Annotated in this window: 26 protein-coding genes and 1 tRNA gene; 7 read left to right on the top strand and 20 right to left on the bottom strand. The window is 54.8% G+C overall.

Features of this window, described 5'->3' with window-relative positions; all coding sequences use genetic code 11:
• Window positions 1-24 precede the first annotated feature (24 nt).
• On the top strand, window positions 25-945 hold the full coding sequence (locus GJ746_RS21160; RefSeq protein WP_154681957.1) for a LysR family transcriptional regulator: 921 nt from the start codon (window positions 25-27) through the stop codon (window positions 943-945).
• A 233-nt stretch (window positions 946-1,178) separates the two neighbouring features.
• On the opposite strand, the gene GJ746_RS21165 is transcribed toward GJ746_RS21160, so the two are convergent.
• From GJ746_RS21165 to actS, 4 genes are all read right to left on the bottom strand, one after another.
• Window positions 1,179-1,799: a class I SAM-dependent methyltransferase gene (locus GJ746_RS21165; RefSeq protein WP_154681958.1), complete on the bottom strand. Its 621-nt coding sequence runs from the start codon at window positions 1,797-1,799 to the stop codon at window positions 1,179-1,181.
• Window positions 1,800-1,801: 2 nt separating this feature from the next.
• Window positions 1,802-2,056 (bottom strand): hypothetical protein, encoded by a 255-nt coding sequence (locus GJ746_RS21170; RefSeq protein ID WP_154681959.1) that lies wholly within the window; start codon window positions 2,054-2,056, stop codon window positions 1,802-1,804.
• A 290-nt stretch (window positions 2,057-2,346) separates the two neighbouring features.
• Window positions 2,347-2,420: transfer RNA gene (locus GJ746_RS21175), tRNA-Gly, on the bottom strand.
• 80 nt (window positions 2,421-2,500) lie between these two features.
• Window positions 2,501-3,226 (bottom strand): amidase activator ActS, encoded by a 726-nt coding sequence (gene actS, locus GJ746_RS21180; protein ID WP_154681960.1) that lies wholly within the window; start codon window positions 3,224-3,226, stop codon window positions 2,501-2,503.
• Window positions 3,227-3,645: 419 nt separating this feature from the next.
• Here actS and idi point away from each other — a divergent pair, with 419 nt between their 5' ends.
• Window positions 3,646-4,194 carry an isopentenyl-diphosphate Delta-isomerase gene (gene idi / locus GJ746_RS21185; RefSeq protein ID WP_154681961.1) on the top strand — a complete coding sequence of 183 codons (549 nt, stop codon included), beginning with the start codon at window positions 3,646-3,648 and terminating at the stop codon, window positions 4,192-4,194.
• Between the two features lie 106 nt (window positions 4,195-4,300).
• Here the strand turns inward: idi and lysS are convergent, their stop codons facing one another.
• The 5 genes from lysS to xerD all read right to left on the bottom strand — a co-directional run bounded on the left by lysS (window position 4,301) and on the right by xerD (window position 10,383).
• The gene (gene lysS / locus GJ746_RS21190; RefSeq protein ID WP_154681962.1) at window positions 4,301-5,818 is read right to left on the bottom strand and encodes a lysine--tRNA ligase; all 1,518 of its coding nucleotides are present in this window, start codon (window positions 5,816-5,818) and stop codon (window positions 4,301-4,303) included.
• Between the two features lie 9 nt (window positions 5,819-5,827).
• Window positions 5,828-6,926, bottom strand: a protein-coding gene (gene prfB, locus GJ746_RS21195) for a peptide chain release factor 2 (RefSeq protein ID WP_154681963.1) whose coding sequence is annotated in 2 segments (ribosomal slippage) — window positions 5,828-6,850 and window positions 6,852-6,926 — 1,098 coding nt in all. Because the reading frame shifts where the segments join, the coding sequence is not laid out codon by codon here.
• Window positions 6,927-7,011: 85 nt separating this feature from the next.
• On the bottom strand, window positions 7,012-8,745 hold the full coding sequence (gene recJ / locus GJ746_RS21200) for a single-stranded-DNA-specific exonuclease RecJ (protein ID WP_154681964.1): 1,734 nt from the start codon (window positions 8,743-8,745) through the stop codon (window positions 7,012-7,014).
• A 5-nt stretch (window positions 8,746-8,750) separates the two neighbouring features.
• Complete coding sequence (dsbC, locus tag GJ746_RS21205) at window positions 8,751-9,464, bottom strand: bifunctional protein-disulfide isomerase/oxidoreductase DsbC (protein ID WP_154681965.1); 714 nt, start codon at window positions 9,462-9,464, stop codon at window positions 8,751-8,753.
• Between the two features lie 22 nt (window positions 9,465-9,486).
• Window positions 9,487-10,383 (bottom strand): site-specific tyrosine recombinase XerD, encoded by an 897-nt coding sequence (gene xerD, locus GJ746_RS21210; RefSeq protein ID WP_154681966.1) that lies wholly within the window; start codon window positions 10,381-10,383, stop codon window positions 9,487-9,489.
• Window positions 10,384-10,504: 121 nt separating this feature from the next.
• Here xerD and fldB point away from each other — a divergent pair, with 121 nt between their 5' ends.
• Window positions 10,505-11,026, top strand: a complete 522-nt coding sequence (gene fldB / locus GJ746_RS21215; RefSeq protein ID WP_154681967.1) for a flavodoxin FldB — start codon at window positions 10,505-10,507, stop codon at window positions 11,024-11,026.
• 8 nt (window positions 11,027-11,034) lie between these two features.
• Here fldB and GJ746_RS21220 read toward each other — a convergent pair whose 3' ends face one another.
• Window positions 11,035-11,445: a protein YgfX gene (locus GJ746_RS21220; RefSeq protein WP_154681968.1), complete on the bottom strand. Its 411-nt coding sequence runs from the start codon at window positions 11,443-11,445 to the stop codon at window positions 11,035-11,037.
• Window positions 11,426-11,692 carry an FAD assembly factor SdhE gene (gene sdhE, locus GJ746_RS21225; RefSeq protein WP_154681969.1) on the bottom strand — a complete coding sequence of 89 codons (267 nt, stop codon included), beginning with the start codon at window positions 11,690-11,692 and terminating at the stop codon, window positions 11,426-11,428. The genes GJ746_RS21220 and sdhE overlap by 20 nt, the downstream gene beginning before the upstream one ends.
• A 244-nt stretch (window positions 11,693-11,936) precedes the next feature.
• On the opposite strand from sdhE, the gene ygfZ reads away from it, so the two are divergent.
• On the top strand, window positions 11,937-12,920 hold the full coding sequence (gene ygfZ, locus GJ746_RS21230; RefSeq protein WP_154681970.1) for a tRNA-modifying protein YgfZ: 984 nt from the start codon (window positions 11,937-11,939) through the stop codon (window positions 12,918-12,920).
• Between the two features lie 111 nt (window positions 12,921-13,031).
• Here ygfZ and trhA read toward each other — a convergent pair whose 3' ends face one another.
• Window positions 13,032-13,691 carry a PAQR family membrane homeostasis protein TrhA gene (gene trhA / locus GJ746_RS21235; protein ID WP_154681971.1) on the bottom strand — a complete coding sequence of 220 codons (660 nt, stop codon included), beginning with the start codon at window positions 13,689-13,691 and terminating at the stop codon, window positions 13,032-13,034.
• 162 nt (window positions 13,692-13,853) lie between these two features.
• Window positions 13,854-14,165, bottom strand: coding sequence for a N(4)-acetylcytidine aminohydrolase (yqfB, locus tag GJ746_RS21240; protein WP_154681972.1), 312 nt, complete (start codon window positions 14,163-14,165; stop codon window positions 13,854-13,856).
• A gap of 50 nt (window positions 14,166-14,215) precedes the next feature.
• Here yqfB and GJ746_RS21245 point away from each other — a divergent pair, with 50 nt between their 5' ends.
• The 3 genes from GJ746_RS21245 (at window position 14,216) to GJ746_RS21255 (ending at window position 17,181) form a co-directional block, all read left to right on the top strand.
• Entirely contained in the window at window positions 14,216-14,944 is a 729-nt protein-coding gene (locus tag GJ746_RS21245) for a MurR/RpiR family transcriptional regulator (RefSeq protein ID WP_154682792.1), read from the top strand.
• 121 nt (window positions 14,945-15,065) lie between these two features.
• The gene (gene bglA, locus GJ746_RS21250) at window positions 15,066-16,499 is read left to right on the top strand and encodes a 6-phospho-beta-glucosidase BglA (protein WP_154682793.1); all 1,434 of its coding nucleotides are present in this window, start codon (window positions 15,066-15,068) and stop codon (window positions 16,497-16,499) included.
• A 193-nt stretch (window positions 16,500-16,692) separates the two neighbouring features.
• Window positions 16,693-17,181 carry a protein disulfide oxidoreductase gene (locus GJ746_RS21255; protein ID WP_227852717.1) on the top strand — a complete coding sequence of 163 codons (489 nt, stop codon included), beginning with the start codon at window positions 16,693-16,695 and terminating at the stop codon, window positions 17,179-17,181.
• A gap of 98 nt (window positions 17,182-17,279) precedes the next feature.
• Here GJ746_RS21255 and GJ746_RS21260 read toward each other — a convergent pair whose 3' ends face one another.
• From GJ746_RS21260 to pepP, 7 genes are all read right to left on the bottom strand, one after another.
• On the bottom strand, window positions 17,280-18,023 hold the full coding sequence (locus GJ746_RS21260) for an SDR family oxidoreductase (protein WP_154681974.1): 744 nt from the start codon (window positions 18,021-18,023) through the stop codon (window positions 17,280-17,282).
• A 60-nt stretch (window positions 18,024-18,083) separates the two neighbouring features.
• Complete coding sequence (gene gcvP / locus GJ746_RS21265) at window positions 18,084-20,957, bottom strand: aminomethyl-transferring glycine dehydrogenase (protein WP_154681975.1); 2,874 nt, start codon at window positions 20,955-20,957, stop codon at window positions 18,084-18,086.
• 144 nt (window positions 20,958-21,101) lie between these two features.
• A complete protein-coding gene (gene gcvH, locus GJ746_RS21270) occupies window positions 21,102-21,491 on the bottom strand; it encodes a glycine cleavage system protein GcvH (protein ID WP_154681976.1) in 390 nt (129 codons plus the stop codon).
• Window positions 21,492-21,513: 22 nt separating this feature from the next.
• Complete coding sequence (gene gcvT, locus GJ746_RS21275; protein ID WP_154681977.1) at window positions 21,514-22,608, bottom strand: glycine cleavage system aminomethyltransferase GcvT; 1,095 nt, start codon at window positions 22,606-22,608, stop codon at window positions 21,514-21,516.
• A 420-nt stretch (window positions 22,609-23,028) separates the two neighbouring features.
• Window positions 23,029-24,231, bottom strand: a complete 1,203-nt coding sequence (gene ubiI, locus GJ746_RS21280; protein WP_154681978.1) for an FAD-dependent 2-octaprenylphenol hydroxylase — start codon at window positions 24,229-24,231, stop codon at window positions 23,029-23,031.
• 10 nt (window positions 24,232-24,241) lie between these two features.
• Window positions 24,242-25,420, bottom strand: a complete 1,179-nt coding sequence (ubiH, locus tag GJ746_RS21285) for a 2-octaprenyl-6-methoxyphenyl hydroxylase (protein WP_154681979.1) — start codon at window positions 25,418-25,420, stop codon at window positions 24,242-24,244.
• Window positions 25,417-26,733: a Xaa-Pro aminopeptidase gene (pepP, locus tag GJ746_RS21290; RefSeq protein WP_154681980.1), complete on the bottom strand. Its 1,317-nt coding sequence runs from the start codon at window positions 26,731-26,733 to the stop codon at window positions 25,417-25,419. Before pepP ends, ubiH begins: the two co-directional genes overlap by 4 nt.
• Window positions 26,734-26,741: the final 8 nt, after the last annotated feature.

Below are 26,741 nucleotides of genomic sequence, written 5' to 3' on the forward strand. Positions count from 1 at the left end.
TGTTTTCATATTTGAGAGGATGCAATGGATCTTAACGCCTTAAAAATGTTTGTTCTGACAGCCCGCTGCGGTAGTCTTTCAGCAGCAGCGCGTCAAAACAACATACCGCTTCCGACGCTAAGCCGCAGAATCGCTGAACTTGAGCATGAACTGGATGTTGTTCTGCTCGAACGAACGGTGAAAGGTTGCAGAGCAACAGAGGCTGGGGAAAAACTGCTGAATCAGGCCAGTTCGGCCATCGATATGCTTAATGATGTAGAGCAGTCTCTCACAACAGCCGGCTCCCATATTACAGGTCGATTACGCCTGACTATGCCTCAATCACTTGAACCTTGGTGGGAGATAATCAGGCAATTTCAGCGTCTATATCCGGGTATTGCCATTAACGTTTACACAACTGAACGCCGGGTGGATTTAGTTTCTGAAGGCATTGATGTCGCGTTAAGGGTTGGGAGTATCTCTGATGATGATGTTGTTGCGAGCCATCTTATGGACTTCAGGCATATTCTGGTCGCCAGCCCGGCTATTTTCCAGGGGGGCGAGTACCCCAGAGAGCCTTCAGACCTCATGAAGTACCCCTGCGCTGCCTGGGGTTCAGTCATAGGAGCGCGTCCGGTATGGATGCTCGGTGAACATACCTACGATGTTCCTGCCACCTTCATAGTCAATGATTATCTTCATTTGCGTTCGGGAGCCCTTGCTGGTGACTACATTACCGAGTTACCTGCATTTTTTGCTGCTGAATACATTCACAGTGGCAAATTGATTGAGGTTTTACCCCAAACACGCTTGCCCTACTCATCATTGCATCTGGTTTATAAAAAACACAGGCATGTTTCTGCTGCTGCCAGAGCCTATATAGAATTTTGTAAGGATAATATTCACGTACTAAAGGAAATAAGCCGCGTGCCCTCAGATAGAAATGAGGGAAATATGTATCTGTAAATATGTATTTTCAGTCAGTAAAACCGATGGAGTATGTAGATAAAGCGATGACCGCATCGCCCATAACTGCTGCAGGGCATTGTTGGCCATCATGATCGCGATAACAGATCCTACTTTGAAGTACAGGTTTGAAACTATGAAGAAGCATTCCATACCTTCGTGAAGATCAGGGAATAAAAGACAAAACCTGGAACCTGAGCCCCTGAAAGTGGGGGACGCAGCCCCCTTTAACATTAGCGTTTTTTAATCACCGCAAAATAACATAGCCACTGTTTGCCGGGGACATTTTCCACGGCGTCAGTTACGGTTTCGGCCTCGAACTCATGCAATGACTCAACGTTAAAGCGTTCACGGAAGGTCTCAAAAATTTCATCCGCGTTAACACCTACCTCGCTCCCGGCTTCTTTTTTACAAGCCAGAATATAAAGTCGGCCATTATCGCTCAGTAATTTACCCACGATATCCAGGTATGCAGCCTTTCTCACCTCATCGCCTGAAAAGATATGAAACAGTCCACTGTCAATAATGGTTCGGAATTTCCGATCCCAACTGCCAATAGTGAAAAAATCTTTAACCATAAAGTCGATATCCAGACCTGCAGCCTTCGCCTTCGCGGTAGCACGCTCGACAGCCTCTTCGACAAAATCAATACCGGTAACGTGCTCACCACGCTGAGCAAAATAAGCGGCAAGCGTACCTGTGCCACAGCCAATATCTAAGATTGGCCCACGTATATCAGAGGCGTTTTCGATGAAAGGTTTTTGCGGGCGACCGATATCCCACACTGGCTCAGCATTATCGACATAATGCTCTCTGAACCCTGCGTGATGCGCTTTACTATCAATAATGGTCATGGTTATTCCCCTTCCTTGTAGTCACTGATGTATGCGTTAGCACCTTGTGCTCGTGCAGCGCGGTCGTCTTCCGACTGGGCTTCATGCTCCGTACGCTGGTTATACATCTGAATAGCACCATCTAACGCCCTACGGATAACGGCCCCCAGAGGAACATCGATCCCTAATTCACCCTCTAATTTTTCCTTCCAGTCGGTGAAAACCTTCAGTTGCTCATCAGTTAATCTTACGGTTACTACATTACTTTTTCTGCTCATCTTTTCCTCAGCGTCAATTCACAGTTGATGTAAACAATGTATACATTGTTTACTAATGAGGCAAGCAGTGATTTTTTAAGGACGATTGAAGTGGAATATGTATAGTTTTCTCCTCTGAGATCACCCTGTGGAGAGTTTCAGAGCGTACAGGAGAATCTATACACATTTCTATACGACATAAGGTGTTGATTTGGTGTAAGTCAGGTTGAATTGAGTTGACGAAAATTCGATAAAAAACCGAGTAAAATCAGTAGGTAGTTGACTTGAGTGGAGTTCGGGAGATTTGAAATTGGAGCGGGCGAAGGGAATCGAACCCTCGTATAGAGCTTGGGAAGCTCTCGTTCTACCATTGAACTACGCCCGCAGGGAAGTGCGTGGGTCATTATAGACCTTACGCACCCGCTGACAAGCCCAAACCGGGCTAACTGTCGATAAAATAACCTTTTAGCACTTGGGCTTACTGCCCTGCGGCGGCAAATAACGCAGCGGATCGATAGCCGTCGCACGATAACGAATCTGGAAGTGCAGCCGTACGGAGTCCGCATCCGAGCTGCCCATGGTGGCAATCTGCTGGCCAATTTTTACGCTCTGGCCGTTGTTCACCATCAGCTTGTCGTTGTGCGCATAGGCGCTGATATAGTCCTCATTATGTTTAATCATAATCAGGTTGCCGTAGCCGCGCAGCTGGTTGCCCACGTACACCACTTTGCCCGCTCCTGCCGCATATACCGGCTGGCCGCGCTTACCGGCAATATCGATACCTTTATTGCCACCATCGCTGGTGGAGTAAGGCAGCACCACTTTGCCGCTGGTTGGCCAGCGCCAGCAGCGTTGCCCGACCGGCGGCCAGGAGGATTGCGGCACCGCCGAAGATGGCGTCACAGCGGCGGTGCGCTTCGTTGACGATTTTTTGCCTGTTGTTCCCGCCTTCGCCGTGCTCCCTGAGCCGCTGTTCAGCTTCAGCTTTTGTCCCACTTCAATGGTATAAGGCGGTGAAATATTGTTGAGACGGGCAAGGTCCCTGACGCTGGTGCCAGTAGAGCGAGAAATAGCGTACAGCGTGTCGCCGCGCTTCACGGTGTAGGTGGAACCGGAATCAGATGAGCTGGAACACCCCGCAACGATCAGGCTGCTCAGCAACATTATTGCAATAACAAAGCGTATTCTCATCAGGCGTCCTGCGCTTAACACGAACATTCACCTCTCAACCAGGGGCGATTATCATATCAGTCCCCAGGGCAATCCCCAATCTCTACCCTTCATACAGAAGTATTAAAAGCCAGGTATCCGGCTGACGTCGTTGCCCGCCAGACAGGTCCCGGCCTTTTCGGCGCGATAGCTGAACGCGATTGTGTATTGCAAAATGATTCTCAAACTGTTGACCTCCAGCCTCTGCGCAACGCAGTCAGTCGTGGCCACCGCTCACTCCGGGTTATACATCGTTAACAACATGACGCCCTTCCCGCTAGCCAACATGTTGCCTGGGCTTGTTTTGGTAATGCCTTTGTCCCATTTATGGGCTACCCTAGTCGCCTGAGTACATGGCCAGGCAGGTTTGTGCCGGGTCATTTTCTATTTCAGGAGTTGTCATGGTCGGGGAACATGTCATTTTGCTGGATGAGCAAGATAAGCCCGTAGGTATGCTGGAGAAGTATGCCGCCCACACCCTCAATACCCCTTTGCATCTCGCGTTCTCCTGCTGGCTATTTAATGAACAAGGCCAAATGCTGGTCACGCGCCGCTCGCTGGGCAAAAAAGCCTGGCCTGGCGTATGGACGAACTCGGTTTGTGGGCACCCGCAAACCGGAGAAAGCTTTGAACAGGCCGTTGAGCGCCGCTGCCGCTTTGAGCTAGGCGTTGAAATCACCGATATCACTCCGGTTTTTCCAGCATTCCGTTATCGGTCCGTCGCCCCCAATGGTATTGTCGAAAACGAGGTCTGTCCGGTCTATGCCGCACGGATAGCCAGCGCCTTACGCATAAATCCCGACGAAGCGATGGATTTTCAGTGGAGCAATCTTGAGGATATCTTCAACGGGCTCCGCGCAACGCCATGGGCATTTAGCCCGTGGATGGCGATGCAGGCTGCGGACGATAATGCGCGTAACGCGTTAATAAGCTTTAGTCGTCAGGCGTAAAAAACCCCAGCTCTGCTGGGGTTTCGTTTATTACGGTATACCCGTCATACTTCAAGCTGCATGTGCGTTGGCTTTCCAGCAACTCGAACTATTCAGGGTACAGAACTTATTTCACCGGACGCATCGCCGGGAACAGGATCACGTCGCGGATAGTGTGGCTGTTGGTAAACAGCATAACCATACGGTCGATACCGATACCGAGACCCGCGGTCGGCGGCAGGCCGTGCTCCAGTGCAGTAACGTAGTCTTCGTCATAGAACATCGCTTCGTCATCGCCTGCAGCTTTCGCGTTAACCTGATCCAGGAAGCGCTGTGCCTGATCTTCCGCATCGTTAAGCTCACTGAAGCCGTTACCGATTTCGCGCCCGCCGATGAAGAATTCGAAACGATCGGTAATTTCCGGGTTCTCGTCGTTACGACGCGCCAGCGGAGAGACTTCTGCCGGATATTCGGTAATAAAGGTTGGCTGAATCAGGTGCGCTTCCGCCACTTCTTCGAAGATCTCGGTCACGATACGCCCCAGGCCCCAGCTCTTCTCAACGTGAACGCCGATGCTTTCAGCAATGGCTTTCGCAGAATCGAAGTTATCCAGATCGGCCATCTCGGTTTCCGGACGGTATTTCTTGATGGCTTCACGCATGGTCAGCTTTTCAAACGGCTTACCGAAGTCGAAGGTCTGATCGCCATACGGTACTTCAGTATGGCCCAGAACGTCCTGCGCCAGGGTGCGGAACAGGGATTCGGTCAGCTCAATCAGATCTTTATAATCCGCATAGGCCATATAGAGTTCCATCATAGTGAACTCTGGGTTATGGCGAACGGAGATGCCTTCGTTACGGAAGTTACGGTTGATTTCGAACACGCGCTCAAAGCCGCCTACCACCAGACGTTTCAGGTACAGTTCCGGCGCGATACGCAGGTACATGTCCAGGTCCAGCGCGTTGTGATGGGTGATAAACGGACGAGCGGACGCGCCGCCGGGGATCACCTGCATCATCGGGGTTTCAACTTCCATAAAGCCGCGGCCAACCATGAACTGACGAATGCCAGCCAGAATCTGTGAACGCACTTTAAAGGTGTTGCGGGATTCATCGTTAGAAATGAGGTCCAGGTAGCGCTGACGATAGCGTGCTTCCTGATCCTGCAGGCCATGGAATTTGTCCGGCAGCGGACGCAGGGCTTTGGTCAGCAGACGCAGTTCGCTGCAATGGATAGAGAGCTCGCCGGTCTTGGTTTTAAACAGCTTACCGCGCGCAGCGATGATGTCTCCGAGGTCCCATTTTTTGAACTGCTCGTTGTATACGCCTTCCGCCAGATCGTCGCGGGCGACGTACAGCTGAATGCGGCCGCCAACGTCCTGCAGCGTAACGAAAGAAGCTTTACCCATGATACGGCGGGTCATCATACGGCCAGCAACGGCGACTTCAACGTTCAGCGCTTCCAGCTCTTCATTTTCTTTGCTATCGAAGTCAGCGTGCAGTTGGTCAGAGGTGTGGTCACGACGGAAATCATTCGGGAACGGGATACCCTGCTCACGCAGTGCAGCCAGCTTTTCACGACGGGCTTTCAGTTCATTATTAAGGTCAATTGCCGCGTCAGCGCCCTGTGCTTGTTGTTCAGACATGTTGGTTCCTCATAACCCTGCTTTCAAACTTGCTTCGATAAATTGATCCAGGCTGCCGTCCAGCACCGCCTGAGTGTTGCGGGTTTCCACCCCGGTGCGCAGATCTTTAATGCGGGAGTCATCCAGCACGTAAGAACGGATCTGGCTGCCCCAGCCGATGTCGGATTTGTTATCTTCCATCGCCTGCTTCTCGGCATTTTTCTTCTGCATTTCCAGCTCATAAAGCTTCGCTTTCATCTGCTTCATGGCCTGGTCTTTGTTCTTGTGCTGAGAACGGTCGTTCTGGCACTGCGTCACTAAGCCGGTCGGAATGTGGGTGATACGCACCGCGGATTCCGTACGGTTAACGTGCTGACCGCCCGCGCCGGATGCGCGATAAACGTCGATGCGCAGATCCGCCGGGTTGATGTCGATATCAATATCTTCATCCACTTCCGGGTAAACAAACGCGGAGCTGAAAGAGGTGTGGCGGCGGCCGCCGGAATCGAACGGACTCTTACGCACCAGGCGATGAACGCCGGTTTCGGTCCGCAGCCAGCCGTAGGCGTAGTCGCCAATAATCTTGATGGTCACGGACTTAATGCCCGCCACTTCGCCTTCAGACTCTTCGATAATCTCGGTTTTGAAGCCGCGCGCTTCAGCCCAGCGTAAATACATACGCATCAGCATGCTGGCCCAGTCCTGCGCTTCCGTACCGCCGGAACCGGCCTGGATATCAAGGTAGCAGTCGGCGCTATCGTATTCACCGGAGAACATGCGGCGGAACTCAAGCTGCGCCAGCTTCTCTTCAAGCCCATCGAGTTCAGCGACGGCCTCGTTGAAGGTCTCTTCATCGTCGGCTTCAACGGCCAGCTCCAGCAGGCCGGAAACATCTTCCAGCCCCTGGGACATTTGATCCAGCGTATCAACGATGGCTTCCAGCGAGGAACGCTCTTTACCCAGCGCCTGCGCGCGCTCAGGTTCGTTCCATACGTCCGGCTGCTCCAGCTCGGCGTTTACTTCTTCGAGACGCTCTTTCTTAGCATCATAGTCAAAGATACCCCCTAAGAACGTCCGAACGCTCCGTGAGGTCCTGAATGCGGTTTTTTACCGGATTTATTTCAAACATGGTCGGTTTCTTTTAATGGATTCGTCAAAATGCGGTGATAAGAGCGGAATTCTACCGGATTCGCGCCCTCATTAATATACTGTTGTCAATTTGGCCAGAGGTGGTCAATGATTAGCTGCAGGCTGCGGTTGCCGCGGAATTCATTGATATCCAGCTTGTAGGCAAGCTGGACTTCGCGAACGCCGTTATCCGGCCAAATGGAAGTATCAACATTGAACGCGATACCGTCCAGCAGCGGGCCGCCGCCTACTGGTTCAACCATTACCTTGAGATGACGCTCGCCGACCAGACGCTGCTGTAGCAGACGAAAACGCCCGTCAAACAGCGGCTCAGGGAACATCTGCCCCCACGGCCCGGCATCGCGCAGCATCTGCGCAATCTCCATGCTCATCTCAGAGGCCGCCAGCGGGCCATCGGAAACCACTTCCCCCTGCAGCAGCGCAGGGTCGAGCCACTCGGTCACCAGCTCGCCAAAGCGTTGCTGGAACTCGTCAAAACGCGCCTCTTCAAGCGACAATCCTGCCGCCATAGCGTGGCCGCCGAACTTAAGAATCAGCCCCGGATAGAGCGTATCCAGGCGCTCAAGAGCATCGCGCATATGCAGCCCCTGAATCGACCGACCGGAACCTTTCAGCGTCCCGTCGCCGGTGGGCGCAAAAGCGATGACCGGACGATGAAAGCGCTCTTTAATGCGTGAAGCCAGAATGCCGACGACACCCTGATGCCACTGCGGATGGTACATCGCCAGCCCGCCGGGCAACGCCTCGCTGCTGCGCTCCAGCTTCTCGCAAAGCGCCAGTGCTTCCGCCTGCATTCCCTGTTCTATCTCTTTACGCGTCTGATTGAGCGCATCCAGTTCATTGGCCAGCACCCGCGCTTCGCCGGTGTTATCACACAGCAGCAGCGCCACGCCGACGGACATATCGTCCAGCCGCCCCGCCGCATTCAGACGCGGACCAAGGGCAAAGCCGAGATCGCTCGCCGCCAGCTTTTGCGGATCGCGGTTGGCTATCTCCAGCAGCGCCTTGATGCCCGGACGGCATTTCCCCGCCCGAATACGGCTCAGCCCCTGCCAGGTCAGAATACGGTTGTTGGCGTCCAGCGGTACGACGTCCGCCACGGTCCCCAGCGCCACCAGGTCGAGTAAATCCGCCAGGTTTGGCGGCGCAATGCCGCGCTCATCAAACCAGCCTTTATCACGCAGAAAAGTACGCAGCGCCAGCATCAGATAAAACGCCACGCCAACCCCGGCCAGGGATTTCGACGGAAATTCACAGTCGCGCAGGTTCGGGTTAATTATCGCTTCCGCCGCCGGCAGCGTATCCCCCGGCAGGTGGTGATCGGTCACCAGCACCGGAATGCCTAAGGCATGGGCATGATCGACGCCAGCATGCGATGAAATGCCGTTATCAACGGTCATAATCATCTGCGCGCCGCGGGCGTGCGCCTGATCGACCACTTCCGGACTCAGGCCATAGCCGTCTTCAAAACGGTTCGGCACCAGGTACGAAACGTTACCGTAGCCCAGCGCGCGGAGAGCCAGAACGCTCAACGCAGTGCTGGTGGCGCCGTCGGCGTCAAAATCGCCGACCACGACAATATGCAGCTCTTGCTTAAATGCGCCGTAGAGTATCTCTACCGCTTTCTCTACGCCTGTCAGCTGTGACCAGGGCAGCATGCCTTTCACGCCGCGCTCCAGCTCCTGCGCGCTGCGCACGCCGCGGCTGGCGTATAGCCGTTGCAGCAGCGGAGGAAGATCTGAAGGTAAATCGGCGCCGTCAGCCGCCTCACGACGGCGTAGTTGTATCTGTTGTTTCACGCGAATCAGTTACCGCTTGTCTGTTTTTGATGCTCATCAAGGAGCGCTTTCAGGTCTTTAGGATCGCGATATCCCGGCATGAGCGTACCATCGCTCAGCACCATCGCCGGGGTGCCGTTGACGCCAAGCTGCACGCCGAGCGTGTAGTGTTTAGCGATATCAACATCGCAGCTGGCCGGCTGAACCGCCTTGCCGCTCATCGCGTTATCCAGCGCTTTATTGCGGTCTTTAGCACACCAGATAGCCTTCATATTCTGCTCGGCTTCGCTTTGCAGGCCCTGGCGCGGGAAGGCCAGATAGCGCACGGTGATCCCCAGAGCATTATAATCGCTCATCTGCTCGTGGAGTTTGTGGCAATAGCCGCAGGTAATGTCGGTGAAGACGGTGATGACGTGTTTCTCCTGCGGCGCCTTATAGACGATCATCTCTTTTTCCAGCGCGTTCAGCTTCCCCGCCAGCAGGACATTGGTGACGTTTACCGGCTGCGCGCCGCTGACATCGTACATTGGCCCCTGGATAATATGCTTGCCGTCGTCAGTAACATACAGCACGCCGCCATCCGTCAATACGGTACTAATGCCTTTGACCGGCGAAGGCTGAACGTCCGAAGTCTGCACACCCAGCTTTGCCAGCAGTTGCTTAATCGCCGCGCTATCGGCATGCGCCGCACCGGATAGGGTGGTCGCCAGCAGAGTGAACATCAATAAACCTTTTTTCATAATCAGTCCTTTTTTTCAGCACTCACGCACGCGGGTGATGCTGTTGATGGAGTTGTCGCAGACGCTCGGTCGCTACATGGGTGTAGATTTGCGTCGTGGAGAGATCGCTGTGTCCTAACAGCATCTGCACCACGCGTAAGTCGGCTCCATGGTTAAGTAAATGCGTTGCGAACGCATGGCGCAGTACGTGCGGAGAGAGCTTTTCGCTGTCTATCCCCGCCTGGACGGCATAGTGCTTAATTCGGTGCCAGAACGTCTGGCGCGTCATCTGCTGAGCGCGCTGGCTGGGAAAAAGCACATCCGACGCTACGCCATTCAGTAGCCAGGGACGGCCGTACTCAAGGTAATTTTCAACCCACAGTACCGCCTCTTCGCCTAACGGTACCAGGCGTTCTTTATTTCCTTTCCCGATCACGCGCAGTACGCCCTGGCGCAGGCTGATATCGCTCATGGTCAGACCAACCAGCTCCGAAACGCGCAGACCGGTGGCGTACAGCACTTCCAGCATCGCTTTATCGCGCAGCTCCAGCGGTTGTTCAACCAAAGGCGCCTGGAGCAGACGCTCAACCTGAGCCTCGCTGAGATCCTTCGGCAGCCTCTGCGGTAGCTTTGGCGATGCCAGCAGCGCGCTGGGATCGTCCGGGCGAATTTTCTCCCGATAAAGGTGCTGGAAGAAGCGACGCACGGCGCTTAGCAGGCGCGCGGTGCTGGTGGCTTTATAGCCGCCGGTTTGCCGCTCCGCCAGCAGCGACTGGAGATCTTCGCCGCTGACGCGGTCAAGCGACAGACCGCGATGATGCAGCCATTCAACCAACATGTTCAGGTCACGGCGGTAGGCGCTGAGCGTGTTTTCCGCCAGATTACGTTCGAGCCATAAGGCGTCAAGAAACTGCTCTATTTGTGCGAGATCTTGTTCCACTGCGGCCTCTTTGCTTATTAAAACGGCGCCATTATACCCTAAATAATTCGAGTTGCAGGCTGGCGCGGCCTTTCTGGTACACTAAGCGCAAAGTCACAGTAAGAATTGAGACGTTTTTGCGATGAAAATAGGTCTTTTTTACGGTTCCAGCACCTGCTACACCGAAATGGCGGCGGAGAAAATCCGCGATATCATCGGCCCTGAACTGGTGACGCTGCATAACCTGAAAGATGATTCTCCCACCCTGATGACGCAATACGACGTCCTGATCCTCGGCATTCCTACCTGGGATTTTGGTGAGATCCAGGAAGACTGGGAGGCAATCTGGCAGCAGCTTGATACGCTGGATCTACAGGATAAAATTGTCGCGCTTTATGGCATGGGCGACCAGCTCGGCTACGGCGAATGGTTCCTTGACGCACTCGGTATGCTGCATGACAAGCTGGCGACTAAAGGCGTTAAGTTTATCGGCTACTGGCCAACCGAAGGCTATGAATTTACCAGCCCGAAACCGGTTATCGCCGACGGTCAGCTGTTTGTTGGCCTGGCGCTCGATGAAACCAACCAGTACGACCTGAGCGACGAGCGTATCCAGAGCTGGTGCGAGCAAATCCTCGGCGAAATGGCTGAGCAGTTCGCCTGAGTCCTGGCTTAATCTTGCGTCGGTTTCTGTAATACCAGCCGACGCAGGTCACGCCACTCGCCCGCATCCATGCTATCCGCCGCAACCCATAAATGCTGGGTGCGATGGTTTTCCGTATGCCGCAGTCGCAGCAGCATTCCGCTGTTAATAACCCACGGGATGCCGACAATATCCCACTCCGCTTTTTGCCAGCGCAGGCGCGAATCAATTAATAGCTTTATTTCGCCCTGACGGGCATGGATCCGCCGCTGGCTGCGCACGCAGTCGAACACTACCAGCGACAGCAGAATCAGCCACAGCGGGGTGTAACTCAGCGGCCAGGGCATCAGCAGCACCAGAGCCGCTACAACGCCGTGGATCAGCAGTGAAAACCACTGCGATCGCCACGAAATGCGTAAATCAGATTGCCACAGGACCACGTTCCCGATTCCGAGTCTGAATTAATTTTACCATCCGTTGCAGTTCCGCATCAGCTGGCTCACCATGGTTCATCAACCAGTTAAATAAATCCGGATCGTCGTTCTCCAGCAAGCGGATAAACAACTGCTTGTCGTCATCGCTAAGCGTATCGTACTCATGCTCGAAAAACGGCATGATAGAGATATCGAGTTCACGCATACCCCGACGGCATGCCCAGTGGATACGGGCTTTATTATTAATGTCCATGTTGTCCTTCCTGCATAAAGATATTGCTTAGTTTAACCCGTTTTCGATACCGACTTCACTGGAATATCAAGATTCACGAGCGCTATTCCATGAAAACCTTAAAATAACCAGGTTATTCAATATTTATCTCGTTTTAGCTCCCGGTTTTATAGGGCACGAATGGCCTGTCGAAAGCGCTTGCATTGCACCATAGCTCTTTTACCATTAGTCATACACTCTGCGTTAAGCTATTCAGGATATGACTATGGCTTTTACACCTTTTCCTCCGCGTCAGCCCTCTTCTTCCGCTCGTCTGCCGTTAACGCTGATGACGCTGGACGATTGGGCTCTGGCGACAATTACCGGCCCGGATGGCGAGAAATATCTCCAGGGGCAGATTACTGCCGACGTCAGCCATCTGACAGACGAGCAGCATCTGCTTGCCGCGCACTGTGATGCTAAAGGCAAAATGTGGAGCAACCTGCGCGTTTTTCGCCGCAACGAAGGGTTTGCGTGGATTGAACGCCGCAGCCTGCGCGATGCTCAGCTGACTGAACTGAAAAAGTACGCGGTATTCTCTAAAGTAACGATCGCTGCTGCTGATGAACTCGTGTTGTTGGGCGTCGCCGGTTTCCAGGCGCGCGCCGCTCTGGCGCCGCTGTTTGGCGAACTACCAAACGCCGATAAGCAGGTTGTCAGCGAAGGCGTTACCAGCGTGCTGTGGTTTGAGCACCCTGCCGAGCGCTTCCTGCTGGTGACCGATGTGGAAACCGCGACCCGCATCACTGATGCCCTGCGCGGCGAAGCGCAGCTGAATAACAGTCAGCAGTGGCTGGCGCTGAATATTGAAGCCGGTCTGCCGGTAATCGATAGCGCCAACAGCGCGCAGTTTATTCCGCAAGCCACCAACCTGCAGGCGCTGGGCGGCATCAGCTTTAAAAAAGGCTGCTATACCGGCCAGGAGATGGTTGCCCGCGCTAAATTTCGCGGCGCCAATAAGCGCGCCCTGTGGTATCTGGCAGGAACTGCCAGCCGCGTGCCCGAAGCCGGGGAAGATCTGGAGCTGAAGATGGGTGAAAACTGGCGTCGTACCGGCACCGTTCTGGCTGCCGTGCAGCTGGATGACGGCCGCCTTCTGGTGCAGGTAGTGATGAATAATGATATGGAGCCGGACAGCGTATTTCGCGTGCGCGACGACTCTGGCAGCCTGAGCATTGAGCCGCTGCCGTATTCGCTGGAAGAAGCTTAAGTTGCGATGAGTTTCCCGGCTTGCGGCGTAAACGCCTTAGCCGGGCTACAGAACAGCAGACGACGGTGAACGGGTAGCCCGGCTAAGCGCAGCGCGAGCCGGGGGATTTATTTAAACCTGCCCGACGTATAAATAAATCGCCAGAAAGTGGCATACGCTGCCGCCCAGCACAAAACCGTGCCAGATAGCGTGGTTATACGGAATACGCTTGCAGACGTAGAAAATAACCCCCAGCGAATAGACAACCCCGCCCACCGCAAGCAGCGTCACGCCGCCAATCGCCAGCTTAATCGCCAGTTGATAAACGACGATCAGCGACAGCCAGCCCATGGTCAGGTAGGTCACTAAAGAGAGGATCTTAAAACGATGGGCAATCGTCAGCTTAAACAGAATTCCCAGCAGCGCCAGGCTCCAGATAACGATCATCAGCCCGCGCGATAGCGGCGAATTTAGTCCTACCAGCAGAAACGGCGTATAGGTCCCGGCAATCAGCAGATAAATGGCGCAGTGGTCAAATTTTTTCAGCCACAGCTTAGCCCGTTGATGCGGAATGGCGTGATAGAGAGTCGAGGCGAGAAACAGCAAAATCATGCTGCCGCCGTAAAGGCTATAGCTGGTGATGGCCGTTGCGCTGGCGTTGGTATCCACCGCCTGCACCAGTAACAGCACCAGACCGACAATACCAAACACCAGCCCAATTCCGTGGCTAATACTGTTGGCAATTTCCTCTGCCAGAGAATATCCCTGAGTGATTAACGATTTGCGAACCATATTTGACTCCGAAAACAAGTACGCTTTCAATAGCACACTTAGGTTAACTGAGAATGATTCCAGTGAACACCTGTTAGCTAAAATAAAAAGATGAATATTTATGAACAGTTTAAAATCATACAGTTACATAACTATTTCAACTAACAACCGTTCACTATTTTATTAAAGCCTTTCGAATTCAATGACATAAAACTGCTTCTCTTCAGGATAGATCTCCGCAATCACTTCACGCAGCTGCGCCAGCGTCATATTCTCCTGCTGCGCATGCAGTTCAGTCAGGGTATCCAGCGTTACCGTAGACGTCGCCACCACGCGAATGGTGCAAAAATAACCGTCATCTTCATAGCGGCCAACGCGCAGTACATCGCCGGTTTTAAAGTGCGATTCAGCTGCATCGCGGATGGTAATTGTTTTACGTCCGGCCAGGATGTCATCCTGAAAGCGCTGAAAAAAGGTAATGTCATTTAGCTGCATGATATAATTCCGTCCTGGTTATTATGAATTGTGAGTTTGCCACTGTGAGTATCTTCTCCCACGCAGCGATTGCCAGTCTCAATAATCTTGAGATGATGGTCTATCACTACGTCATTAAAAATCGCGACAAAGTGATGTACATGACCATCCGTGAGCTGGCGGAAGCGGCCGGGGTCTCAACGACCACCGTCCTGCGCTTCTGCCGCAAGCTGCAGTGCGAAGGCTACTCGGAGTTTCGCGTACGCTTTAAATTATATCTGGAGCAGAACGAGCCTCAACAGGCAAATATCGGCGCCAGCGAAATAATGAGCTTTTTTAAAAGCGTGAATAACGATGAATTCGATCGTTTACTTGAGCAGGCGGTAGATATTATTGTCTCTTCGGAAAGAATTATTTTTGTCGGTGCCGGAACCTCCGGCGCGCTGGCAAAATATGGTGCGCGTTTCTTTTCTAACGTTGGAAAATTCAGCAACCATATCGACGATCCTTATTTTCCAGTGAGCAATGATATGGCACGCAATGCGCTGGCCATTGTACTTTCGGTATCCGGTGAAACTGAGGAGATCCTGCGCTTCGCCAGCCAGTTTAGCCTGCATCGCTGTAAGGTGATGTCCATTACCAGCCACGAACACTCGCGGCTGGCAAAGCTTGCCGACTTTAACCTTTCCTGGCACGTTCCGCAAACGCGCATCGGCGGCGTTTACGATATTACCACCCAGATCCCGGTCATTTATATTCTTGAAACCCTTGGGCGTAAATTAGCGCGTAAGCTCAGCTGAAAATAACAGGATGTTTTTTCGATGTAACAAGTTCCATCAAGAGTAAATTGTTATATCGTGACATTTATATTTCCTTTGTTAGACTCGAAACCAACAAGTAATTATGACGAGATTAGCAAAGATGAAGAAAATTCCTTTACCGAAAGACTTTTTATGGGGTGGTGCCGTCGCCGCGCACCAGGTTGAAGGCGGCTGGAATAAAGACGGCAAAGGTCCCAGCATCTGCGACGTTCTGACCGGCGGCGCGCACGGCGTACCCCGCGAGATAACCCAACAGGTTGAACCGGGTAAATACTACCCGAACCACGAAGCCATCGACTTCCACGGTCGTTATAAAGAAGACATCAAGCTGTTCGCCGAAATGGGCTTCAAGTGCTTCCGTACCTCCATCGCCTGGACGCGCATCTTCCCGCTGGGCGACGAAACCCAGCCGAATGAAGAAGGGCTGAAATTCTACGATGATATGTTCGATGAACTACTGAAATACAACATCGAACCGGTTATTACCCTATCCCACTTTGAAATGCCGCTGCATCTGGTCCAGCAGTACGGCAGCTGGACTAATCGCAAAGTGGTCGATTTCTTTGTGCGCTTTGCCGAAGTGGTCTTCGAGCGCTATAAGCACAAAGTGAAATACTGGATGACCTTTAACGAAATCAACAATCAGCGTAACTGGCGCGCGCCGCTGTTTGGCTACTGCTGCTCCGGCGTGGTCTATACCGATCATGAAAACCCGGAAGAGACCATGTACCAGGTGCTGCACCATCAATTTGTCGCCAGCGCGCTGGCGGTGAAAGCGGCGCGGCAGATAAACCCGGAAATGCAGGTTGGCTGCATGCTGGCGATGGTTCCTCTGTATCCGTTCTCCTGCAAGCCGGAGGACGTGATGTTTGCCCAGGAATCAATGCGCGAACGCTATGTCTTTACCGACGTCCAGCTGCGCGGCTACTACCCGAGCTACGTTCTGAACGAATGGGAACGCCGCGGCTTTAATATCAAAATGGAAGACGGCGATACGCAAATCCTGCGTGAAGGCACCTGTGCCTATCTCGGCTTCAGCTACTACATGACCAACGCGGTGAAAGCGGAAGGCGGCACCGGCGACGCGATTTCCGGCTTTGAAGGCAGCGTGCCGAACCCGCACGTTAAAGCCTCCGACTGGGGCTGGCAGATTGACCCGGTGGGTCTGCGCTACGCGCTGTGTGAACTGTACGAACGCTATCAGAAACCGCTGTTTATCGTCGAAAACGGCTTTGGCGCGTACGATAAAGTCGAAGAGGACGGTAGCATCAACGATGATTACCGTATCGACTACCTGCGCGCCCACATCGAAGAGATGATCAAAGCGGTGACTTACGATGGCGTTGAGCTGATGGGCTACACCCCGTGGGGCTGCATTGACTGCGTCTCCTTCACTACCGGCCAGTACAGCAAGCGCTACGGATTTATCTACGTCAACAAGCATGACGACGGTACCGGCGATATGTCCCGCTCGCGTAAGAAGAGCTTCGGCTGGTACAAAGAGGTTATCGCCAGCAACGGCGAGAAACTGTAATCACTTTGCCCCCTCCGGGCCTGGAGGGGGCAAAACTTCCCATAAAACAGACACTTCTTTACAGCGTTAGCGTTGCTAATACACTTGCGTCCGATAAGATAAAACACATCAATATTTAAGGCGTCGTCGCTTAGCTGATGAAGCAACATCGTACGCTGCTGGCCATTCCGGCGAACAACAATGTAGAAAAATAATGCTTAAAGTATTCAGACAGATTCTGACCTGGCTGCTGGTTGCTGCCGCGATAAGCCTGGCGGTGGATTACCTGCGCAAACCAGCACTACCGCAGAATTTCTCTACTACGCCGCTGCAAACGCTTGAGGGGCAGACGGTGGATCTGGCGGCAATGAGCCACGAGCGCCCCTTGTTACTGTACGTCTGGGCCACCTGGTGCAGCATATGTCGATATACCACTCCTGCGGTGGCAGCTTTAGCCAACGATGACGGCAATGTCATGACGGTAGCGCTCCGCTCCGGCGATAACGCCACCCTTACGAGATGGCTGACGCATAAAAAATTGGCGCTGCCGACGATCAACGACGCTAACGGCCAGCTCTCCCAACGGTGGGAGGTACAGGTTACGCCAACCGTGGTCGTTATCTCGCGCGGTGAGGTGAAGTCAGTCACCACCGGCTGGACCAGCGGCTGGGGGATGCGCCTGCGGCTATGGCTGGCGTCATAGCGTCTTTCCCTGCTCGCGCTGCGCTTAGCAGAGCTACGGATTCAGTGCGGTATAACTCGGGTAAGGCGTTAGCCGCGACCCGGAAAACGGACGGTATATTATCTCCCGCCTGCCAGTTCGAGGAAACTGCCGGTAACGTAGGATGCTTTGTCGCTCAGCAGCCAGACGATGGCCTGAGCCACCTCCTCCGGCTGACCGCCGCGTTGCATCGGCAGCATCGACTTGACGCGATCCACGCGTCCCGGCTCGCCGCCGCTGGCGTGCATATCGGTATAGATTAATCCGGGGCGCACGCCGTTAACCCGGATCCCCTGCGCCGCGACCTCCAGCGACAGGCCGGTAGTCAGGGTATCAACCGCGCCTTTTGAAGCGGCATAATCCACATACTCCCCCGGCGCCCCAAGGCGTGATGCCGCGGACGACACATTCACAATCGCTCCACCTTTGCCACCGTGCTTGTGCGACATCCGCTTTACCGCCTCCCGGCAGCAGAGGAAGTACCCGGTCACATTGGTGGCCAGCACCCGGTTAATTCGCTCGGCGCAAAGGCTTTCAATCGTCCCCTGGGTAAATAAAATCCCGGCGTTATTGACCAGCGCGCAGAGCGGTTCGCCGAGACGGTCGATAGCGGCGAACATCGCCATCACCTGCGCTTCATCGCTGACATCCGCCTGTAGCGCAACGGCTTTGCCACCGCTGGCGTTAATCTCATTCACCACGCCGGTCGCGGCGGCGCTATTCTGATGGTAATTCACCACCACGGTATAGCCTTCCAGCGCCAGCAGCAGCGCCGTCGCTTTACCTATCCCACGGCTTCCGCCCGTCACCAATGCTATCGCCATGCCATTCTCCCAAAAAATAAAGGCGCCGCAGCGCCTTTAAAAGATAGTCTAATCAGCAGATTACTGGTATTCGCTCATTGGTACGCAGGAGCAGAACAGGTTACGGTCGCCGTACACATCGTCCAGACGCTTCACGGTCGGCCAGTATTTGTTGTTCAGACCTGCCGGGAATACCGCCAGCTCGCGGGTGTACGGATGGTTCCACTCGCTTACCAGTTCACCCTGGGTGTGCGGAGCATTCACCAGCGGGTTATCTTCCAGCGGCCACTCACCGGCTTTCACGCGGTCGATCTCGGCACGAATCGCCAGCATCGCATCGATAAAGCGGTCCAGCTCAACTTTGCTTTCCGATTCAGTAGGTTCAACCATCAGCGTACCGGCTACCGGGAAGGACATGGTTGGGGCATGGAAGCCGAAATCAATCAGTCGCTTAGCAATATCCAGTTCGCTGATCCCGGTCTCTTCTTTCAGCGGACGAATATCCAGAATACATTCGTGCGCCACGCGACCGTCGCGGCCGGTATACAGCACCGGAAACGCGTCTTTCAGGCGGGTAGCGATATAGTTGGCATTCAGAATCGCCATCTGGCTCGCCTGTTTCAGCCCTTCTGCGCCCATCATACGGATATACATCCAGCTGATCGGCAGAATGGAGGCGCTGCCGAACGGTGCGGCGGAAACCGCGCCCTGACGGGTCAGCATGCCTTCAATTTGCACCACGCTGTGGCCCGGAACAAACGGCGCCAGGTGTGATTTGACGCCGATAGGCCCCATACCCGGGCCGCCGCCGCCGTGCGGAATACAGAAGGTTTTATGCAGGTTGAGGTGCGATACGTCCGCGCCGATAAAGCCCGGAGAGGTAATACCGACCTGAGCGTTCATGTTCGCGCCGTCAAGGTAAACCTGGCCGCCAAACTGATGCACCACTTCACACACTTCGCGGATGGTTTCTTCATAAACGCCGTGGGTGGACGGATAGGTGACCATGATGCAGGAGAGATTCGCCGCATGCTGCTCGGCTTTAGCCCGCAGGTCCGCAAGATCGATGTTGCCGTTTTTATCACAGGCCACCACGACTACCTGCATCCCCGCCATCTGCGCGGAAGCCGGGTTGGTACCGTGCGCGGAGCTTGGGATCAGGCAGATATCGCGGTGTCCTTCGTTGCGGCTCTCATGAAAATGACGAATTGCCAGCAGGCCCGCGTATTCACCCTGCGCGCCGGAGTTCGGCTGCATGCAGACCGCATCATAGCCGGTCAGCTTAACCAGCCAGTCGGAGAGCTGAGCGATCATCTGATGATAGCCTTCAGCCTGCTCGACCGGGCAGAACGGGTGCAGTTCGGCAAACTCCGGCCAGGTGATCGGGATCATCTCGGCGGCGGCATTCAGCTTCATGGTGCAGGAGCCCAGCGGGATCATCGCCTGGTTCAGCGCCAGATCCTTACGCTCAAGCGCATGCATATAGCGCATCATCTCGGTTTCGCTGTGGTAGCGGTTGAACACCGGATGAGTGAGGATCGCATCGTCACGCAGCATGCTGGCAGGAATCGAACGGCTATCGAGAGCCACGTCTTTATCCAAGGTATCGATATCCAGACCATGATCGTCGCCCACTATCGCGCGGAACAGGTTTTGTACGTCTTCACGCGTCGTGGCTTCGTCGAGCGTGATCCCGACGGCATGATGAATATCGCTGCGCAGGTTGATGCACAGCGCTTCTGCCCGCGCCAGCACCGCCGCTTTATCAGCAACTTCCACGCACAGGGTATCGAAATAGTGCGCATGACGGAGCTTAAGGCCTTTTTTCTGCAGACCATCGGCCAGAATATCGGTCAGGCGATGGATGCGGCTGGCGATACGCTTCAGGCCGACCGGACCGTGGAACACGGCGTACAGGCTGGCAATATTGGCCAGCAGAACCTGGGAGGTACAGATATTGGAGTTCGCTTTCTCGCGGCGAATATGCTGCTCACGAGTCTGCATCGCCATGCGCAGCGCGGTATTACCCGCCGCATCTTTCGATACGCCGATGATACGGCCCGGCATGGAGCGTTTGAATTCATCTTTTGCAGCAAAAAACGCCGCGTGCGGGCCGCCGTAGCCCATGGGCACACCGAAGCGCTGGGCGGAGCCAAAAACAATGTCCGCGCCCTGCTTGCCAGGTGCGGTTAGCAGAACCAGCGCCATAAAATCGGCCGCGACGCTGACAACCACTTTACGCGCTTTCAGGTCAGCAATCAGTTTGCTGTAATCATGAACTTCGCCGGTAGTCCCTACCTGCTGCAGCAGCACGCCAAAGACATCCTGATGATCGAGGGCTTTTTCAGCCTCATCGACAATCACATCGAAACCAAAAGTTTCCGCGCGGGTACGTACCACGTCCAGAGTCTGCGGATGAACATCGGCGGCAACGAAGAAACGGATGGCATTTTTCAGTTTGCTTACGCGTTTGGCCATTGCCATCGCTTCCGCTGCGGCAGTGGCTTCGTCCAGCAGCGAGGCCGAGGCGATATCGAGACCGGTCAGGTCGAGGGTCACCTGCTGGAAGTTGAGCAGCGATTCCAGACGGCCCTGAGAAACCTCCGGCTGATAAGGCGTATAGGCGGTATACCAGCCCGGATTTTCCAGCATATTGCGCTGAATCACCGGCGGCAGCTGCACGGCGGTGTAGCCCATACCAATGTACGACTTGAAGCGCTTGTTACGACCGGCAATCGCCTTCAGCTCCGCCAGCGCGGCGAATTCCGTGGTTGCTTCGCCCACCTGCGGCGGCGTCGCCAGCTGAATATCCTGCGGCACAATCTGGCCAATCAGGTTGTTAAGCGAATCGGCGCCAACGGTTTTCAGCATCTCCTGCTGCTGTCGGGCATCCGGGCCGATGTGACGTTCAATAAAGGCGTCACGGTTTTCAAGCTGGCCTAAAGTCTGGGTCATGAGCGATGGTTCCTGAACGTGCGGTGAATCGTGATTATCTGACTGGTTTGCCCGGCGAGCGCTGACGCTTACCGGGCCAGAATATGCAAAATCATTCGCGTTGCAGGAAGCCAACGCACCTGCAACGTAAAGAATGAAGCGTATTTATTCGTCTTCTAACAGAGCTTCGTATGCGGTTGCATCCAGCAGCGCAGCAACCTGAGCTTCATCGCTGGCTTTGATTTTAAAGATCCAGCCATCGGTGTACGGATCGCTGTTAACCAGCTCCGGGGAGTCGCTCAGCTCTTCATTGACGGCAACGATTTCACCGCTGATAGGCGCATAAATATCAGAAGCCGCTTTAACGGATTCGGCAACCGCGCAGTCGGCGCCCGCTTCAACGGCGGCACCCACTTCCGGCAGATCGACGAAAACCATATCGCCAAGCAGCTCCTGCGCGTGCTCGGTGATGCCGACGGTATAAGTGCCGTCCGCTTCTTTACGCAGCCATTCGTGTTCTTTGCTGTATTTCAGTTCTGCTGGTACGTTGCTCATCAATTCATCTCCAAAAGGAAAATCACACTACGGCTTTGCCGTTGCGTACAAAAACAGGTTTAGTCACTTTTACCGGCATTTCGCGGTTGCGAATCTGCACCACGGCGGTTTCGCCGATGCCTTCCGGTACCCGTGCTAATGCAATACTGTAGCCCAGCGTTGGGGAGAAGGTGCCGCTGGTGATAATGCCTTCTTTCTGGTTACCATCGGCATCGCTAAAGCGCACCGGCAGGCCGCCGCGCAGAACGCCTTTTTCGGTCATCACCAGCCCCACCAGCTGCTCGGTACCTTTTTCTCGCTGCACTTCCAGCGCTTCACGCCCGATAAAGTCACGGTCAGCTGGCTCCCAGGCAATGGTCCAGCCCATGTTCGCCGCCAGCGGGGAGACGCCTTCGTCCATCTCCTGGCCATACAGATTCATTCCCGCTTCCAGACGCAGAGTATCGCGCGCGCCAAGGCCGCACGGCTTCACGCCCGCCTCCAGCAGGCCGCGCCAGAAATCCACCGCCTGCTCGTTCGGCAGCGCAATTTCATAACCCGCTTCGCCGGTATAGCCGGTAGTCGCAATAAACAGGTCCCCCGCCTGCACGCCAAAGAACGGCTTCATTCCTTCCACGGCCTGGCGCTGCGCGTCGGTAAGCAGCGTCGCGGCTTTTTCTTTTGCCTTTGGCCCCTGAACGGCGATCAGGGAGAGATCGTCACGCACGGTCATTTCAAGGCCATAAGATTCGGATTGCTGAGTTATCCAGGCGAGGTCTTTTTCACGGGTGGCGGAGTTAACAACGAGGCGGAAATAGTCTTCAGAAAGGAAATAAACAATCAGGTCGTCAATAACGCCGCCGGAAGCGGTGAGCATGCCGCTATACAGGGCTTTGCCAGGAACGGTAAGCTTCGCTACGTCGTTGGCCAGCAAATAGCGCAAGAATTCGCGGATTCTGCTGCCGTGAAAATCGACGATGGTCATATGCGATACATCGAACATCCCGGCATCACCGCGCACCGCATGATGCTCATCAATCTGGGATCCATAATGCAGCGGCATCATCCAGCCATGGAAATCCACCATGCGAGCGCCGCATAGCGTGTGTTGTTCGAACAACGGAGTCTGTTGAGCCATCTTTTCCTCATCGAATAAAACGGAACCAGCCACTATTTTTGGCGTATTTGCGCCGCGAAACCCACCGCCAGCATCGCAAACGGACGCCAACGCAAACGTTCTCTTTGGCCTGAACTTACCACCGATATCCGCACTAAACCATAAGCCCGGCTAGGACATCACATTAGCTTATGACTAAAATCCGCCGAAAAGCCTACAGAGTTTTTAACTACAATAAAGCGAGTTAACCCGCATAAACATTAATTAACCCCGAATGAAAGCAGAGCATGATGATATTTTCTGCGAAAAGATGAGCCTAATTTCTATAACAAAAAAAAGGTGACATTAATAAAACTAATGCGAAAAAAGAGGTGAAATTAGATTATTTCAAATGAGAGGGGAAACCCGGCGCGAAGGCCGGGAGGGAGAAGTGTGACGAACTTAACGTAACCAGGCAGGGAGATCGTTTAACCCCATAGCCTGACGAATAAGCTGCGGCTTCACGCCGGGTAAAGTATCCGCCAGTTTAAGGCCGATATCGCGCAGCAGTTTCTTCGCGGGGTTGCTACCGGAGAACATTTCACGAAAACCCTGCATTCCCGCCAGCATCAGCGCAGCGCTATGCTTGCGGCTGCGCTCATAGCGACGCAGATACAGATGCTGACCAATATCCTTACCCTGCGCATGCAGGCGCCTCAGCTCATCAATAAGCTCGGCGGCATCCATAAAACCAAGATTGACGCCCTGCCCCGCCAGCGGATGAATGGTGTGGGCGGCATCGCCAACCAGCGCCAGACGGTGGGCGGCAAACTGACGCGCGTAACGGCCAGTTAGTGGGAATACCTGACGCTCGCTCTCCACAGCGCACAGCCCCAGGCGGTTATCGAAAGCAATATTCAGTTCCCGGTTAAAAACGGAATTATCAGCCTGCCGCATCCGTTCCGCCGCCTCTGGAGGCAGAGACCAGACAATAGAGCAGAGGTGCGGGTCGCTCAACGGCAGGAACGCCAGAATACCTTCACCGTGAAACGCCTGGCGCGCCACCGCTTCGTGCGGCTCTTCGGTGCGAATAGTGGCGACCAGCGCATGGTGGCGATAATCCCAGTAAGTCAGCGGAATATCCGCTTTGTTGCGCAACCACGAATTAGCGCCATCGGCGCCAACCACCAATCTGGCGGTTAACATGCTGCCGTCCTGCAGGCTAAGAAAGGCCTCATTCTCGCCCCACGCGACCTGCTGCAGCTGCGCCGGGGCCAGTAGCGTGACGTCAGCACAGCTCTGCGCTTTTTGCCACAGCGCATGGTGCACCACGGCGTTTTCAATAATATGCCCAAGATGGCTCAGGCCCATGCTCTGGTCATCAAAGCTGATGCGGCCAAAACTGTCTTTGTCCCACACTTCCATACCGTGGTAGCAGCTGGCGCGCTGGGCGATAATATCCTGCCAGACGCCCAGTTTAGCCAGCAGCTTCTCGCTGGCGGCATTAATCGCCGACACCCTCAGCGCCGGCGGCGCATCTGCGCTCAGCGGCTGGGGAGCGGCCTGTTCCAGCACCGCAACGCGCAACCCGCTGCCCTGTAAACCACAGGCAACCGCCAGCCCCACCATTCCACCGCCAACAATAGCGACATCAACACTTTGCACGTTTCACTCCTTAACGGGGGACCCAACCGAGGGTACGCTGCGCCAGCGCATCGCGCGCCGGGCTAAATAATTCCATCGCCATCAGCCCTGCGTTGCGCCCCACAACCAGCGGCGCCCAACGATTGGCGAATAGATGCACCAGCCCGTCGGTCACGCTGACGGTGGCGGCTTTATCTTCGGCGCGCCGGGCCTGATAGCGGCTCAGAAGCGCATAGCTACCCGGATCCTCTCCTTCGGCATGCGCCTGGGCCAGCATTTCCGCCATGCTCATGACGTCACGCAGACCAAGATTAAACCCCTGCCCGGCAATAGGATGCAGCGTTTGCGCCGCGTTACCGACCAGCGCCAGCCGATGCGTAACCGTACGGGTGGCTCGGGTTAGCGAGAGCGGATACGCGCTGCGCTTTCCGGCATGAGTAATCCGCCCCAGACGCCAGCCAAACGCCTGCTGCAGCTCATGGCAGAAACGTTCGTCGGACCAGCTCAGAACCTCCTCTTGCCGCGCCTGCGGATGACACCACACCAGCGAGCAGCGGCCCTGCGACATTGGCAACATCGCCAGCGGACCGTGCGGGGTAAAGCGCTCAAATGCGCGCCCGTTATGCGGCAGATTAGTACTGACGTTGGCAATAACCGCCAGCTGTTCATAGGGCTGTTGCTGCCAGCTGATACCGCATTGAGCACCTAAAGTTGAGCGCGAACCGTCAGCGGCGACCAGCAATTTACCGCTGAGCGTCTCACCGTTGTCCAGAACCAGGCTTACGCTCTCTTCGCTGCGGCTAACATTCTCCACTTTTGCCGGACAGTGTAGCGTCACGCCCGGCGCTTTGCGCAGCTGGGCAAACAAGCGCTGGCCGACATCGTGCAGTTCCACCACCTGCCCCAGCGCCGTCAGCCCGTAGTCCTGAGTTTCTAACGTCACAAACCCCGCATGACCGCGATCGCTGACGTGAACGCGCTGGATAGCCGTGGCGCAGTCGGCAATCTCTTGCCAGATATCGATGCGAGCCAGCTGCTGGCAGGTACCGGCAGCCAGAGCGATAGCGCGAGCGTCGAAGCCCGGATGCCGGGCGGATTCTGGCGCGGATGCTTCAATCAGGTGCACCGGCAGCTGACCGCCGGTTAAGCGAGATATCGCTAACGCCAGCGTTGCGCCGGTCATTCCACCGCCAACGATTAGCACGCTCATAGCTGCCGCGCCGCCGCCATCAGCGCCTCAATATCATCCGCCTTTTTCACAACCCCGGCGGTGAGGTTCTCGTTGCCGTCTTCAGTTATGACGATGTCATCTTCAATACGAATCCCGATGCCGCGATACTGGGCCGGAACGTCGGCATCCGTCGCAATATAGAGCCCAGGTTCAACGGTCAGCACCATTCCCGGCTCAAGAATACGCGAGCGGTCAACGTCATAGCTGCCGACATCATGAACGTCGAGTCCCAGCCAGTGGCTCAGGCCATGCATAAAGAAAGGACGATGGGCGTTATTAGCAATCAGTTCATCAATTTCGCCTTGCAGAATCCCCAGGCGCACCAGGCCGGTAATCATAATCCGCACCACCTGCTGGTTAACCTCATTGATTGAGGTACCGGGGCGATAGAGCTTCAGCGAGGTTTCCAGAGATTCGAGGACGATATCGTAAATCTCGCGCTGCGCCGGGCTAAACTTGCCGTTAACCGGGAAGGTTCGGGTAATATCCCCCGCATAGCCTTGATATTCGCAGCCTGCGTCAATCAGCACCAGATCGCCGTCGCGCAGTACACATTCGTTTTCGGTGTAGTGCAGGATGCAGCCATTTTCGCCACCGCCGACAATCGTGTTATATGAAGGGAAGCGCGCGCCGTGACGGTTGAATTCATGCAGGATTTCACCTTCCAGATGATATTCGAACATCCCCGGACGGCATTTTTCCATGGCGCGGGTATGGGCCAGCGCGGAAATCTCCCCGGCGCGGCGCATGACCTCCAGCTCTTCAGGGGACTTAAACAGGCGCATTTCATGCACCATTGGCCGCCAGTCGATCACCGAGTTCGGCGCCTGCAAATTCTGACGCACGCCTTTGCGCAGCTTTTCCAGCGCGTTAAATACGATCTCGTCCGCGTAGGCATATTCGCCCTGCGCAAAGTAGATAGCATCAAGGCCGTTGAGTAGCTGGAACAACTGCTGATTGATTTCACTAAAGGCCAGAGCGCGATCGACGCCCAGCTTAGCGGGGGCGGCATCCTGCCCAAGACGACGACCAAACCAGATTTCAGCGGTCAGATCGCGCACGCGATTAAACAGCACGCTGTGATTATGCGTCTCATCGCTTTTAATCAATACCAGCAGCGCCTCCGGCTCATTAAAGCCGGTGAAATACCAAAAATCGCTGCTCTGGCGGTAGGGATATTCCGAATCTGCGCTACGCACCGCTTCCGGCGCGGCGAAAATTAGCGCTGCGCTGCCCGGCTGCATCTGCGCCAGTAGTGCCTGGCGACGAGAGAGAAATTCCTGCTGAGTCATGACGCCCC

This window comes from Klebsiella oxytoca (genome assembly GCF_009707385.1).
Classification (GTDB): Bacteria; Pseudomonadota; Gammaproteobacteria; order Enterobacterales; family Enterobacteriaceae; genus Klebsiella; species Klebsiella oxytoca_C.

Excerpts from the sequence above, each read along its gene's own strand:
- GJ746_RS21160 (WP_154681957.1), top strand. The coding sequence starts at position 25 with ATGGATCTTAACGCCTTAAAAATGTTTGTTCTGACAGCCCGCTGCGGT.
- GJ746_RS21165 (WP_154681958.1), bottom strand. The coding sequence starts at position 1,799 with ATGACCATTATTGATAGTAAAGCGCATCACGCAGGGTTCAGAGAGCAT.
- GJ746_RS21170 (WP_154681959.1), bottom strand. The coding sequence starts at position 2,056 with ATGAGCAGAAAAAGTAATGTAGTAACCGTAAGATTAACTGATGAGCAA.
- actS (WP_154681960.1), bottom strand. The coding sequence starts at position 3,226 with ATGAGAATACGCTTTGTTATTGCAATAATGTTGCTGAGCAGCCTGATC.
- idi (WP_154681961.1), top strand. The coding sequence starts at position 3,646 with ATGGTCGGGGAACATGTCATTTTGCTGGATGAGCAAGATAAGCCCGTA.
- lysS (WP_154681962.1), bottom strand. The coding sequence starts at position 5,818 with ATGTCTGAACAACAAGCACAGGGCGCTGACGCGGCAATTGACCTTAAT.
- dsbC (WP_154681965.1), bottom strand. The coding sequence starts at position 9,464 with ATGAAAAAAGGTTTATTGATGTTCACTCTGCTGGCGACCACCCTATCC.
- fldB (WP_154681967.1), top strand. The coding sequence starts at position 10,505 with ATGAAAATAGGTCTTTTTTACGGTTCCAGCACCTGCTACACCGAAATG.
- sdhE (WP_154681969.1), bottom strand. The coding sequence starts at position 11,692 with ATGGACATTAATAATAAAGCCCGTATCCACTGGGCATGCCGTCGGGGT.
- ygfZ (WP_154681970.1), top strand. The coding sequence starts at position 11,937 with ATGGCTTTTACACCTTTTCCTCCGCGTCAGCCCTCTTCTTCCGCTCGT.
- trhA (WP_154681971.1), bottom strand. The coding sequence starts at position 13,691 with ATGGTTCGCAAATCGTTAATCACTCAGGGATATTCTCTGGCAGAGGAA.
- yqfB (WP_154681972.1), bottom strand. The coding sequence starts at position 14,165 with ATGCAGCTAAATGACATTACCTTTTTTCAGCGCTTTCAGGATGACATC.
- bglA (WP_154682793.1), top strand. The coding sequence starts at position 15,066 with ATGAAGAAAATTCCTTTACCGAAAGACTTTTTATGGGGTGGTGCCGTC.
- GJ746_RS21255 (WP_227852717.1), top strand. The coding sequence starts at position 16,693 with ATGCTTAAAGTATTCAGACAGATTCTGACCTGGCTGCTGGTTGCTGCC.
- GJ746_RS21260 (WP_154681974.1), bottom strand. The coding sequence starts at position 18,023 with ATGGCGATAGCATTGGTGACGGGCGGAAGCCGTGGGATAGGTAAAGCG.
- gcvP (WP_154681975.1), bottom strand. The coding sequence starts at position 20,957 with ATGACCCAGACTTTAGGCCAGCTTGAAAACCGTGACGCCTTTATTGAA.
- gcvH (WP_154681976.1), bottom strand. The coding sequence starts at position 21,491 with ATGAGCAACGTACCAGCAGAACTGAAATACAGCAAAGAACACGAATGG.
- gcvT (WP_154681977.1), bottom strand. The coding sequence starts at position 22,608 with ATGGCTCAACAGACTCCGTTGTTCGAACAACACACGCTATGCGGCGCT.
- ubiH (WP_154681979.1), bottom strand. The coding sequence starts at position 25,420 with ATGAGCGTGCTAATCGTTGGCGGTGGAATGACCGGCGCAACGCTGGCG.
- pepP (WP_154681980.1), bottom strand. The coding sequence starts at position 26,733 with ATGACTCAGCAGGAATTTCTCTCTCGTCGCCAGGCACTACTGGCGCAG.